General features: G+C 44.0%; 12 protein-coding genes. 11 read left to right on the forward strand and 1 reads right to left on the reverse strand.

The annotated features are described in order from the left end of the window. Positions 1–7 precede the first annotated feature (7 nt). From GLV98_RS15145 to GLV98_RS15160, 4 genes are read left to right on the forward strand one after another with little or no spacing between them, the layout of a single operon-like run. On the forward strand, positions 8–646 hold the full coding sequence (locus tag GLV98_RS15145; RefSeq protein WP_160916712.1) for a DUF4129 domain-containing protein: 639 nt from the start codon (positions 8–10) through the stop codon (positions 644–646). Further along, positions 643–1,770 carry a DUF4350 domain-containing protein gene (locus GLV98_RS15150; protein WP_160916714.1) on the forward strand — a complete coding sequence of 376 codons (1,128 nt, stop codon included), beginning with the start codon at positions 643–645 and terminating at the stop codon, positions 1,768–1,770. Before GLV98_RS15145 ends, GLV98_RS15150 begins: the two co-directional genes overlap by 4 nt. After that, complete coding sequence (locus GLV98_RS15155; RefSeq protein WP_160916716.1) at positions 1,767–2,696, forward strand: AAA family ATPase; 930 nt, start codon at positions 1,767–1,769, stop codon at positions 2,694–2,696. Before GLV98_RS15150 ends, GLV98_RS15155 begins: the two co-directional genes overlap by 4 nt. Further along, positions 2,647–4,005, forward strand: coding sequence for a DUF58 domain-containing protein (locus GLV98_RS15160; protein ID WP_160916718.1), 1,359 nt, complete (start codon positions 2,647–2,649; stop codon positions 4,003–4,005). The genes GLV98_RS15155 and GLV98_RS15160 overlap by 50 nt, the downstream gene beginning before the upstream one ends. On the opposite strand, the gene GLV98_RS15165 is transcribed toward GLV98_RS15160, so the two are convergent. Next, a complete protein-coding gene (locus tag GLV98_RS15165; RefSeq protein WP_160916720.1) occupies positions 3,983–4,957 on the reverse strand; it encodes a stage II sporulation protein M in 975 nt (324 codons plus the stop codon). The genes GLV98_RS15160 and GLV98_RS15165 overlap by 23 nt on opposite strands. Positions 4,958–5,049: 92 nt before the next feature. Here GLV98_RS15165 and GLV98_RS15170 point away from each other — a divergent pair, with 92 nt between their 5' ends. The 7 genes from GLV98_RS15170 (at position 5,050) to ftsX (ending at position 12,357) form a co-directional block, all read left to right on the forward strand. Next, entirely contained in the window at positions 5,050–5,844 is a 795-nt protein-coding gene (locus tag GLV98_RS15170) for an RDD family protein (RefSeq protein WP_160916722.1), read from the forward strand. A 276-nt stretch (positions 5,845–6,120) separates the two neighbouring features. Beyond that, positions 6,121–6,285, forward strand: coding sequence for a hypothetical protein (locus tag GLV98_RS15175; protein WP_160916725.1), 165 nt, complete (start codon positions 6,121–6,123; stop codon positions 6,283–6,285). 576 nt (positions 6,286–6,861) lie between these two features. Beyond that, positions 6,862–8,052 carry an ATP-grasp domain-containing protein gene (locus tag GLV98_RS15180; RefSeq protein WP_160916727.1) on the forward strand — a complete coding sequence of 397 codons (1,191 nt, stop codon included), beginning with the start codon at positions 6,862–6,864 and terminating at the stop codon, positions 8,050–8,052. A gap of 134 nt (positions 8,053–8,186) precedes the next feature. Further along, complete coding sequence (locus GLV98_RS15185) at positions 8,187–9,734, forward strand: Mur ligase family protein (RefSeq protein ID WP_160916729.1); 1,548 nt, start codon at positions 8,187–8,189, stop codon at positions 9,732–9,734. A gap of 47 nt (positions 9,735–9,781) precedes the next feature. Next, positions 9,782–10,492 (forward strand): amino acid racemase, encoded by a 711-nt coding sequence (locus GLV98_RS15190; protein ID WP_160916731.1) that lies wholly within the window; start codon positions 9,782–9,784, stop codon positions 10,490–10,492. 59 nt (positions 10,493–10,551) lie between these two features. Further along, complete coding sequence (locus GLV98_RS15195) at positions 10,552–10,833, forward strand: hypothetical protein (RefSeq protein WP_160916733.1); 282 nt, start codon at positions 10,552–10,554, stop codon at positions 10,831–10,833. Positions 10,834–11,463: 630 nt separating this feature from the next. Further along, positions 11,464–12,357 (forward strand): permease-like cell division protein FtsX, encoded by an 894-nt coding sequence (gene ftsX / locus GLV98_RS15200; protein ID WP_160916735.1) that lies wholly within the window; start codon positions 11,464–11,466, stop codon positions 12,355–12,357. Positions 12,358–12,409 lie beyond the last annotated feature (52 nt).

Raw genomic sequence — 12,409 nt, forward strand, 5'->3', positions numbered from 1 at the left:
GAATCGTGTGAGTCGATCAAATGATGGAAAAGAACAACTGAAGGAAATTCTCGATCGTCCAGAGTATCAAGCGTATGAGCAGGAATCTCAGACGGCGAGTCAACGTCTTTTGGATGTCGTTGCCCAGTGGGTGAAAGAGTTGCTTGAGACATGGTTTCCTAATTTCCAAGTCTCTGATTCTGCCATCAACGGGTGGATCTATTTTTTTGGTTTCATCGGAATTGGCATCCTCTTATTTCTTTTCATCAAAGTTATGGGGCGCCTCTCAAGTGAGAAGAAGTTGTCTCAAAAGCGTACATTCAGCGTAACTTCAGACTTGGCATGGTCATCAGAAAAGCATGTAGAGGAAGCGGATGCGCGTGCGGCAGATGGTCAATTTTCTGAAGCGGCCCGTCATGTATTCCTCGGTATGTTGTTGGATTTTGATGCTCGGGGTCTTGTTGAGGTGAAAACATGGAAGACGAACGGCGACTATGAAAAGGAACTGCAGGACTCAGATCATACGCTCGTTGCTGATTTTTCTTTTCTTGCGAAGATCTTTGATCAAATCACCTATGGAAACCGTACCCTTCAGAAAGAGGAGTTTGCTGAATTCCGCTTCCGAGCATTTCAGTGGATGGATCAAGAAGGGAGGAAAGATGCGTGAACACTACAAAGAAAACGTGGCTTTGGGTCGCCGTCACCTTTACCCTTCTTGCAGGCGTTCTCTATTGGCTCTCCAGTGGACGTCCAGAACCGTACCCTCCTTATTTATCTGAGTCCCCTTCACAGACGGGAACCAAAGCTTTTTACACGCTTCTTGAAGAACAAGGCGAGGAACCTGCACGCTGGAATAGCGAACCGGGCCGGTTACCAGAAGCAAGTGGCCGACAAACGCTTTTAATGATTGAACCTTATTCCACTGTCAGCGGAGATGAGATGCGTCAGTATGAAAAGTGGATGGAAGAGGGGAATACCATCTGGCTGATGAAAAACAACCCTGTCGGTTATTTTGATACCCAAGTAGACTATGGGGTTTTACCTGCAGGGGAAACGAGGGTGGAGGATGAGAAAGGTCGTACATATACCGTAGAGGTTCAACAGGAGCACCGGCTGCAGACGAAAGAGTCGGATAATGTGCTTTTGAGTGATCGTCAAGGGGTGCTGGCCTATGAGCGCTCTTATGGGGAGGGTGGGCTGATTGTTGGCATGAATCCGAATTGGTTCACAAATGGATGGGTCTCGGACCGTGAACATTATGAAGTGATCACTTCCATATTAGAATCAGAAGCCGGATCCAGCAGGATTTGGTTTGATGAATATATCCATGGACAGGACGGTTTATTTGCCGATTTGGACGTCTACCCGAAGTGGTTGCTCGTCTTTACCCTTCAGCTTGCTTTGTTCATGCTTTTCTTTTTGTGGATGCAGGGGAAAAGGTTCGGTCCTTCCTTCATGCCGCGAGAAGCGGTCGTACGGTTTGGTGATGAACGCCTGCAGGCTCTTGCTGCCTGGTACCGGAAAGGTGAGTTTTACAGAGTGTCGCTGGCCGTCCAGGAATCCTACCTGCGAAAACTGTTACAGGAGCGATTTGGTATATCATCCCATGCTTCCTGGCAGGAAATTCGTCACACGCTATCGTATCGGTTGAATGAGCAGGACTATCAGGATTGGGAGAAATGGACGAAAACGGTGGAGCCGTTGGAAAACGTAACTGATGTAGATAAAAAGGCATTTTTAGATTGGTCGCATACGTTCGATCAGATGAGGAAAGAGGTGCAAGGGTCATGAACGAAAAATTAACAGAGTTGATACAGGCCTATGAACAAAGAGTGTACGGGCAGTCCGAGAATGTCCGTTTAATGCTCGCGTCCGTCCTTGTTGGCGGACATGTGTTGTTAGAAGGTGTGCCTGGTACCGGAAAAACAAAAATGGTCCGAACGTTAGCGAACCTCCTTGGAGGCGACTTCAAGCGCATTCAGTTCACGCCGGATCTCTTACCGAGCGATATTACGGGAAGCATGATCTACAATATGAAAACCGGTGAATTTGAGACGATGAAAGGACCTGTGTTTACGAATGTCCTGCTTGCTGATGAAATCAACCGGACACCAGCGAAAACACAAGCTGCTTTGCTTGAAGCGATGGAAGAAAAGCAAATGACCATTCAGGGAGAGACGTACACACTTCCGGCTCCTTTCTTCGTTGTCGCGACCCAGAACCCGGTGGAGTTTGAAGGGACGTACCCACTACCGGAAGCGCAGCAAGATCGCTTTTTGTTCAAATTACATATCGATTTTCCCTCCATGGAAGAAGAAGTGGCCGTGCTTAAACAACAGATGATTCTATCTAAACGAGAGGAATCGGTTCAGCCACTAGTGACAGTAGAAGAGTTCAACAGGATTAGTGAAGAGATATCAGGTGTCACGATGACCGACGAAATGTACGGTTACATCATGTCGATCGTTCGCAAGACTCGTGAAACGGAATCCATCCGCCATGGAGCAAGTACACGTGCAGCTATTGCCATTGCGAAGGCAGCAAAAGCGTGGGCGTACCTGGAGTCTCGGGACTACGTCACCCCGGACGATGTCAAAAAAGTCACGCTCGCCTCCTTGAGACACCGGGTGATTTTAGCACCGCATATGGAACTGGAGGGAGTGACCCATGACCAAATCATTCAAGAACTTGTGGGATCAGTTCCTGTTCCGCGATAAAGGGATTGTTCCAACGAAACGTCTGCTCGTGCTTATAATCACCTTATCATTCGTATTGATTTTACTAACATGGACAGGTCTTTCCTGGCCTCTTATCATCGCTGTAAATGGGGCGATTCTATTATTGAGCTTGGTTGATCTTACTTTTTCCCCTAAACGGAAAGAGCTTCAAATTCGCAGGGTGATGGATGAAGAAATGGAGCGGGGAATCGAAAATGAGGGCGCTGTGGTGGTCAGGAATGCTTCCGCCAAAGGAATGACGATGAAAGTCATCGATCATTTTCCGCAATCGTTCAGCCAACCGTTTCCTTTGCAAAAAGAGATTCAGGGACATGAGAAAGTACACATCACCTATCCATTTCACGCCGAACAGCGCGGAGAATACATGCTTCCTCACCTACATATTCGATATCATTCTCGCTTTGGTTTATGGGAAAAACAGATGAGGGTGGAGCAAACCGAGAGGGTGCGGATCATCCCAGATCTCACGGAGAGTAGGAACTTCCTGGAGGACGCGCAGCGTTTCCTACTCTACGAAGGAACACGATTGAAGAGACATCAGCTGGGAACAGGAGAGTTCAGTAAAATCCGGTCCTACGTCGTGGGAGATGATATCCGGAAAATCAATTGGAGACAAACCGCCAAAGTGCAGAGCCTGATGACCAACGAATATGAACCAGAACACGGAAAGTTTGTCACTTTAATGATTGACTGTGGTCGGATGATGGGTGTGGAGCTTGAGGAGAACAACCGATTAGAGAAGTCTCTTGAGGCTGCGATGACGGTGGCGACCGCTGCCTTGAAGCGCGGCGATTACGTGGCGGTTCTCGCTTTTTCGAAAGACGTTCATGTGTATGTTCCGCCAGCAAAAGGGATGGCGCATATGCAAACCATCCTGAAAGAAATTTATAACTTGAAAGTCGAAGGGTACGAATCCAACTATACGGCTGTATTCCAACACCTGCAGAAGGTGCAAAGCAGGAGAAGCCTTCTTTTATTGTTCAGTGATGTGAGCACTTTTTTATATGAAGAAGCAGCTTTGCACTATTTACAACGGTTAAGGCACTCGCATTTGTTCTTAATGATCGGAATCGAAGACAGAGTCATTGATTCCCAGACGAAGCGAGAGCCGGAGGATGTACAGACCACATTAGTGAAGACGATGGCTCAAAAGCATGTGTTGGATAAAAAGCAGGAGTTGAAAAAATGGGAACGACAGGGTCTCCAAATGATTGAAGCCCCGGAAGAGGACCTGGCGGCAGCAGCCGTTTCACACTATATCAACATTATGAACCGTGGACTTCTCTAGTTTTTCCAGCATTGATTCTCCCGAGGATTATGTATGCCAAAAGCCCGAGGACAGTAATGAATGCAAAGGCATATTTCGCTTCAAGGGATAAGTTAGAAGGGGTGATGTAACCTTCTACAATTCCTGCGATGATAAAAAGCGGAAGTGTTCCAATCAATAGAAGAACCGATCGGTAGGCATAGGTTTTTAATTGGTAGCTGCGCGTTCGTTTGCCGGGCACCCAGAGCTTATAACCCATTAATAGACCTGCACCACCCGCGATGAAAATGGCTGTCAGTTCAATGATTCCATGGGGGACGATATAGGCCCAGAAGTCATAGGCTTTGCCATGAACCATGAACAAAGCGGCCAGAGCCCCGACAATGATTCCGTTGTAGATGAGGAGATAAACGGTCAGTAACCCGAAGGTCACGCCTCCGGCAAAAGCAAGAAAAGCAACTTGGATGTTGTTGGTCATAATTTCCGCTGACATGACAGGAGAATTCACCCCACCGTCCTGGCTGCCGAGCCGGCTCGGATCTACAGCTTGAGCGATGGAATCAGGCAAAATCGTGTAAAGGCTCATCGGGTCCTGGTAGACAGCAAGAAAAGCAGCTAAACCACCTAAAAAGAACAACATCATGCTGATGACAACGAACCTCCATTGCTCACCGATGAGGGTAATGAATGAACTTCCGAACATTCGTTTCAATTGTTTCCAGTTCGATGTGCTTTCCTGGTAAAGCATGTTATGCGCTTTTGTCACGAGGTCGTTCAAGTAATCGGTCGTTTCTTCTTCTGCAAAGTACGTTTGACTATAAGCAAGATGCTGCGTGACTTTTTGGTACAGGCGCTGGAACTCTTCCAAATGTTTCGGAGTCCACTGGCGTCTGTTCTTATGTAACATCTGAATCAGTTCTTCTAAACGTTTCCACTCTTCACGGTGGCGTTGGACGAAAGATCGATAGTTCATGGTTTCACCTGCAATACGGGAATTTTTTACATTCTATTTCTATTATAGAAAAACGAAAGACATATGGGAACCCATAAGGGAGGAGGAAGAAGATGGAGGAAAGGTGGAAAGTGAAAACCCCGGAACATGTGACTTTGAATTTCCAGCTGGCAGGCTTAGGTAGCAGAGGAGCAGCTCAAATCGTCGACTCCGTTCTCTTAGGCTTATTATATAGCGGAATGATTGCGCTTCTCATTTTTACGGAAAACCATTTGGACTTTATGTTGGAAGGGCGCGGGTGGGTGATCGCTTTTGTTATCCTTGTCTTATTTGGCATCCAGTGGGGCTATTTCTTCTTATTCGAATGGTTCAGCGGCGGGAAAACCCTGGGGAAAATGCTGCTCGGTCTACGAGTAGTCAAAGAAGATGGAGGAAAAGCAACCGCTCTTTCACTATTGATTAGAAATCTACTTCGTATCATAGATATGCTTCCCTTCTATTATTTGATTGGTATGCTAATGGTATTTTTCCATCCTCAGCATAAAAGATTGGGAGACCTTGTCGGTGGAACAATCGTCATCCATGAACGAAAAAAGCAACGTTCGAAAAAGAAACAGTCGCTCGTAGAAAAAGAGATCGAAAACCGCGACCTGAAATCAGATCAGCAAATCGTTGGAGGCTGGGAGAGACAAAACGTTACGAAAAAAGATTGGAATCTATTGAAAACCTATGTCCATCGTTACCCGACACTGAAACCTGCGGAAAAAGACACCATGACCAGAGAAGTTGCAGAGATCCTTCTTCCCAAACTCGGGTTAGAGGATGGAACGAAGAATGAAGATGAGTTAGCTACTCGACTTTATGCTGCTTATATAGAGTTGAAAGAAGAGTGGGAATTCCAGTTATAACAGAGTAATAAAACAGCCGTCTTTCTGTCCGGAAAGCGGTTGTTTTTTTATATATAAAAGAAAGATTTTACATTGCTCTTCTTTGTGTATGCGCTTGTATATCTATGGATTTTAGTGAATATACAAGAATTTATAAATATATATTTACTTCAGTTTGGAATTTGGTATTATATACTAGGATTTAATAAAATACAGGCGAATAAACGGGCTGAACCATGGGGGAAGGTTATGTTTGTTCCTACCTGAAAATATAAAAAGGAAAGAGGATTCTAGCTCATGCTTACATCTCTTTATGTGTTGTCTTTAACCGTTCTACTTACGTTCCTTGTCTTATATGCCGTGGATAAATTTGCCCGTCGCTTTAAGAAAATCCAAAACCCTACAATCCAACAAGAACAAGTCCCAGCTGAAGTCGACTTCAGCCACCAGACATTCAAATAAATGTTCAACAAAAAGTGGCCCTGCATAAAAAGGCGCCACTTTCTTTATTAGACAAAATTTAATCTCATTACAGATAAACTCCCGATTGTGGAAGACTCAGTTTCGAGATGTTTGTTGAGTGTATGGGGGCTGCGGGGAATAGCTCGCTTTCCGCGGGAGCTCACCACTCCCCCACAGGAAAGTGTTCAAATGCGGAATCGCCCTGGTAGACACGACTGGCATAAGCCGAACAGCAAAGGAATGAAAAGGCACATTCCGTTGCTGTTCGGCTTATGACGCGAGTGTCTGGGCGATGGAGCTGGACGAGTAGCTTCCCAGCCACCCCTGACGCTCATCCCAAGCCACGAACCCCGAAACATCTCGAAACCAAGTCTTACACAATCCTGCCATATACTTTTAACAACAAAGAGGATTACTGGAATTAAGGTTGTCTGTGGTAGAGGGGTTTACGTTTTGTTAGGTACCTGTTTGTGGTAAAATAGATATGTTTACATATAGAAAGAAAACAACCAAAATAATTACGAGTTCTATATATGTTTTTAAGTACAATTCAACAGATGGAAAAGGGGATATCTCATGGCGAATAAAGCGGTTGTTCTAGGAGCGAACTATTATATTGGACTGAGTACGATCAGGTGTCTGGGCATTCATGATGTTCACGTTGCTGCAGTGGACTATAACTGGGAAGGTGCCTATGGGCTTGAGTCCAAATATTGTTCAGAAGCATTGATCGGACCTCACTACAAAGAAGATCCAGAAGGTTTGAAGGCTTTCTTGATCGACTATGCCAAAAAGCAGGACCATGCCCCTGTACTTATTCCGACAGCCGATCCGTATGTGGAATTCGTGGATGAATATCTGCCGGAATTAAGGGAACATTTCCTTATTCCTCAAACGGAACAAGGGTTATATACTAAGATAATGGACAAAGGCACCCTCCATACACTGGCATCCCAGCATGGAGTAGCTGTTCCGGAAACGGTTCAAGTGGATGATGAGAACCTTGTAGAGAGAGTAGAAAAGGAAATCCAATACCCTTGTCTCGTAAAACCGGTGGATTCACCAGCTTTTGTATCCAAGTTCAGAAGGAAGCTTTTCAAAGTACAAAATAAAGAAGAGTTACTAGAAAAAGTGGAACAAGCGAAAGAGGCGGATATAGAAGTCATCGTCCAGCGAATTATCCCTGGTTTTGATGACCATATGTACACGTTTGATGCGTATTTGGATCAAAACTCCAAAGTGACGCATTGGGTGACTTGCCAAAAGCTTCGTCAATTCCCTGTGAATTACGGGGCATCTGTTTATACCCAGCAAAAATACGTGCCGGAGCTTTATGAACTCGGTGCGAAATTTTTAGAAGGCATCGGATATAAAGGTTTCGCTGAAATTGAATTCAAGAAAGATGCTGAAACCGGCCAATACTACTTGATTGAAATCAATGTACGTATCACGAACTTGAACCACTTATTACAAAAAACAGGGATCAACATCCCTTATATCACTTATAAAGAGTTGGTTGGGGACCCGGTCGAGCCAAAAGCGGTGGAAGAGGATCAGAACCTTGTTTTCTGGTACGCTTACGAGGATCTTCTGGCAGTCAGAGAATATATCAAAACAGGACAACTCTCTGCTCCGAAGGTCTTGAAGTCTTATTTCAGGCCGAAAGCTCATGCAATCTGGGATCCGAAAGATCCTAAACCAGCGTTCTCCTTTGGGAAGAAATTGGCGAACCTTGTAGTAAACAAAGTAACGAAGAAAAACAGGTAAGCCTTCTTTCGTCATGCTGTTGAGAATATAGATGGCGGACCGAAGGAAATGCTAACCAATAATCGAATGATATGGACGGAACGAAGTTGAATTCCATTGAACAGGCTAAAACAATGCAGGGAAGGTAGATAAGAATGGCTAAGTTGAAAGAATTATTATCATTCATTAATATATTGGAGTCATGGAATGATAGGGACCTTGACGTCCGAGGACTTGCATACAATTCAAGAGATGTAGGACAAGGAGATGTGTTTGTCTGTATTAAAGGCTTCAAGACGGATGGACACCGTTATGTAGCGGAAGCGGTGAAAAATGGAGCGGCTGCCATTGTGGTCGAAGATTATCAGTCCGGATGGGAAGACCTTCCACAATATCAGGTCAAAGACAGCCGACGTGCTCTGGCCGCACTAAGTGATGCTTTTTATAATCACCCTTCAAACGCTATGAAAACAATCGGAATCACAGCGACAAACGGGAAAACGTCCACTTCATTTATGACGGATGCCATTCTTGAAGAGCATGGCCTTAAGACAGGCTTGATTGGTACGGTTGTAGTTAAATTTGGTGACTATTCCGAGCCCACAAAGCTGACGACACCGGAATCGCTCGACCTGCATCACTATTTTGCTCAAATGAGAGACCAGGATGTATCTCATGTCACGATGGAAGTTTCCTCCTCAGCTTTAGATTTAAGCAGAGTAGGGAGTGTAGACTTTGATATCGTTACACTAAATAATATTAGCCGCGAGCATATCGACCTGCATGGTTCTTTTGAGGAGTATTTTAACAGTAAAGCGAGTCTAATCCGTAATGCGGGTGAAGATAAATGGGCGATATTGAACCTTGATGATTCTTATTCCGCATCCTTGATCGAAGAAACGAAAGCCAATGTACTCACTTTCAGTGTAGAAACAGGAGATGGAGATCTGGTATGTAAAGATTTGGACCTTTCCACAGGCCGAGCGAAATTCAACGTTGAAATCCGCAAGCCATTTACTGTGGAGGGGAAAACATATGAGCCTCAGGAATTCCCTATTGAGCTCTCCACACCAGGGTATCACTCTGTTTACAATTCCATGGTCGCTATTACTGTAGGGTTGTTAAATGAGGTACCGATTCCAACTATCCAAGCCGGACTGAAAGGCTTCGGTGGTGTAGAGCGACGTTTTGAAATGGTGTTTGAGGATGATATTAAAATTTTGGACGACCATTTCGCCAACTATGGAAATATCAACGTCACCTTGAATACTTTGCAGCAAATGGAATATTCAAACCTTAAGCTCGTCTATGCAATTCGCGGAAGTCGTGGGATTACAGTCAACAGAGAAAATGCAAAAGCTATTGTAGAATGGGCGCCGAAATTAGGTCTGACGGAAGTAATTGCAACTCTCAGCCATTCCCATGTGGATGAAAAAGACCGGGTGACAGAAGAAGAGCTGCGTGTTTTCCAGGAAATGATGGAGGAAGCAGGCATCCATGTAGACTTGTATAAAGAGTTGGATGATGCCATCCATCATGCGCTCTCAGAAGCAGAAAAAGACGATGTGGTCTTGTTAGCAGGGTGCCAAGGGATGGACCCTGGAGCGAAAATCGCTCTGGAACAGTTGAACAAGACACGTCCGGAAATGGATGAAGAGAAATTGTACAAGCCATTGAAAAACAGAGTGGCAGGAATCCTCTGACTCTTTCGTTACAGCAAGGTCCCGGTCTTTCGTTAGGAGGCATAACAGTGAATGATAAAATTATCGGCATACTCGGGGGAATGGGACCTGAGGCAACCGCCGAATGTTATATGAAAATTATACGAGCGACAAATGCGAGCAAAGATCAAGAACATTACCGAGTAATCATAGACAGCAATGCGAAAATACCTGACCGTACAGAAGCCATTTCAGGAAAAGGGGAGAACCCTGTTCCTGAAATGGTTCATGCGGCTAAGAATTTAGAAAAGCTGGACGTGGATGTGGCGTGTATTCCATGTATGACCGCCCATTATTTCATTGAAGAAGTCCAAAAGTCTGTGTCCTTTCCATTACTGAATGCTTTCTTGGAACTGAAGAAGTTCATCCAGAATCATTATCCCACCGTTCAAAAAATCGGGGTGCTCGCTACTACCGGCACCTTGGAAACCGGACTTTTCCAAAAGTATTTTGATCATTTGGAAGTGATCGCTCCCACACCTTATACACAAAATGAAAAAGTGATGCAAGCGATCTATGGTGAAAACGGGATTAAAAGTGGCAACACGGATGGAGAACCTCTTCAACTATTAAAAGACGCTTCCCAGGAGTTGTTGGACAATGGCGCAGAATTGATTATTTCAGGCTGTACGGAGATTGGTCTCGTGCTGAAACCTTATCACCTGCCCGTTCCTCTGATCGATCCTATGGAAGTCGTCGCAAACGTCGTCGTAAAAGAAACTGTTTATCAAAAGTCATGAATGGCGTATCCCCTTCTTATATTTGTAACAAGGACCATTCTTAAGGAGGGGGACATATCATGGCCAAAAGTGAGTTTGAGCAGTTTTTGTCTGAGTCTTTCAAAGAGGGGATTTCCTTCAGAGAATTGAGACTTTCTGAAAAAGAAGTATCACATCTGAAGTCCCAATACCCTTCAGCCATCATTAGAAGGACGAGTGAAGTCAATGACGCGTTAAAAAAATCATGGTATGAAGTCCATTTATCACCAGGCCAAAGAAAACCGGAAAGTCTGGACTCCATACGTCAAGAAAATATCCGGCTCAAGCGCGAGTTGGAGACATTGAAGAAAATGAAAAATTAAGCTCATGAAGACAATTCCAAAAGGATTGTCTTATTTTTTTGTCTATTTTTGATCTTATGTTCACCATAGGTGCACTAGGGAATGTTGAGATTTCTACGGGAACTCAACAGGACCTTTATCTAGCAGGAGTCTGCTCAAGCACACGCCTTCCCTCAAAAAAATATCCTTGTAACTCATTTAAATATAAGTAGCTCTTACTTGCACCCTCTACATCTTCACAAACACCTCGAAATGTAGTTTTGAAATATTCTGCCTTAATGGTGGGGGTTGGAGTTGGGAAAATAATAATCCTATTAACCTATGACTTTGTACCTTGATAGCTTTAGTTATTCAGAGCGTATTTTGTCGACGGAAAAGGCAAACATACGTGTGTTTTGTTATGGTTTGAAACATAAATGTAATAATAATTTGTCTTTATTTAGCGAATATCTTTGATATAATGAGATAGGAAAATGCAACAGACGACTTAAAGTACATACAACAGACAACATAGATTCACAAAATGAGAGTTTAGTAGGAAGTGATATAAATTGTTCGATCTGCATCACCGCAGTCTAGCACCTTATGTTCTGAGGGATTCCGTTCTATACAATGGAGAGATTGAACGGATTACACGGGGTGACCAGCACTATGAAATTTAAGACATTTGGTCGCCACGGAAAAGAGGGCGTAAAAAGCTTAGCTAGAAACAGGTGGATGTCCATAGCTTCTATTTCAGCTGTGACCGTAACCCTGTTGCTGGTTGGAGTTTTTGCCACATTACTATTGAATCTAAACGACTTTGCATCACAGATTGAAGAAGATGTAGAAGTTCGCGTCTTTATAGATAGAACGGCTGAAGATGAGAGCCGTGAAGCCTTAAAAAACAAAATTGAAGAAGTATCGGCAGTTTCTTCTGTAGAGTTCCAGTCCAAAGAAGAAGGATTGGATCGACTGATTGATAGTTTAGGCGATGATGGCGAAGTGTTTGAATCACTAAAAGATGAGAACCCATTGAATGATGTCTACATCGTTAAAACAGATGAACCGGAAGATACGATTACAGTCGCCCAGACGATTGAAGATTTTAATAGCGTAGCAAAAGTTGAATATGCGAAAGAAACCGTTCAACGTCTTTTCAGTGTTATGGATGTGGCTCGTAATGTAGGTCTTGCGATTATCGCCGGGCTCCTATTCACAGCCATGTTTCTGATTGCAAACACAATCCGAATTACCATCGTTGCTCGTAAGAAAGAAATCGAAATTATGAAAATGGTTGGAGCCACAAACTGGTTTATCCGTTGGCCATTTCTTTTTGAGGGATTGATGATCGGTATTCTTGGTTCACTTTTACCGATCGCTGTTGTCGTGTTCGGGTATGATTATCTTTATACAGAAGTGACTACAAGATATCCTACATTGTTCATTGAATTGCTGCCCGTGTACCCATTCGTGCTGAAAGTATCCGCACTGCTGATCCTGATGGGGGTCGTCATTGGTTTATGGGGAAGTTTTACGTCCATTCGAAAGTATTTAAGAGTTTAAACTATTGATCTACCAAAAATAAACAGGTAAGGATTCGGGGGAGGAAGAAAGT

Origin of the sequence: Halobacillus litoralis, assembly GCF_009856415.1 — a bacterium.
Lineage (GTDB): Bacteria > Bacillota > Bacilli > Bacillales > Halobacillaceae > Halobacillus > Halobacillus litoralis_C.

Bases quoted from the DNA above. Each gene is read 5' to 3' on its own strand.
- GLV98_RS15155 (WP_160916716.1), top strand. From the start codon at position 1,767: ATGAACGAAAAATTAACAGAGTTGATACAGGCCTATGAACAAAGAGTG.
- GLV98_RS15160 (WP_160916718.1), top strand. From the start codon at position 2,647: ATGACCAAATCATTCAAGAACTTGTGGGATCAGTTCCTGTTCCGCGAT.
- GLV98_RS15165 (WP_160916720.1), bottom strand. From the start codon at position 4,957: ATGAACTATCGATCTTTCGTCCAACGCCACCGTGAAGAGTGGAAACGT.
- GLV98_RS15170 (WP_160916722.1), top strand. From the start codon at position 5,050: ATGGAGGAAAGGTGGAAAGTGAAAACCCCGGAACATGTGACTTTGAAT.
- GLV98_RS15175 (WP_160916725.1), top strand. From the start codon at position 6,121: ATGCTTACATCTCTTTATGTGTTGTCTTTAACCGTTCTACTTACGTTC.
- GLV98_RS15180 (WP_160916727.1), top strand. From the start codon at position 6,862: ATGGCGAATAAAGCGGTTGTTCTAGGAGCGAACTATTATATTGGACTG.
- GLV98_RS15185 (WP_160916729.1), top strand. From the start codon at position 8,187: ATGGCTAAGTTGAAAGAATTATTATCATTCATTAATATATTGGAGTCA.
- GLV98_RS15195 (WP_160916733.1), top strand. From the start codon at position 10,552: ATGGCCAAAAGTGAGTTTGAGCAGTTTTTGTCTGAGTCTTTCAAAGAG.
- ftsX (WP_160916735.1), top strand. From the start codon at position 11,464: ATGAAATTTAAGACATTTGGTCGCCACGGAAAAGAGGGCGTAAAAAGC.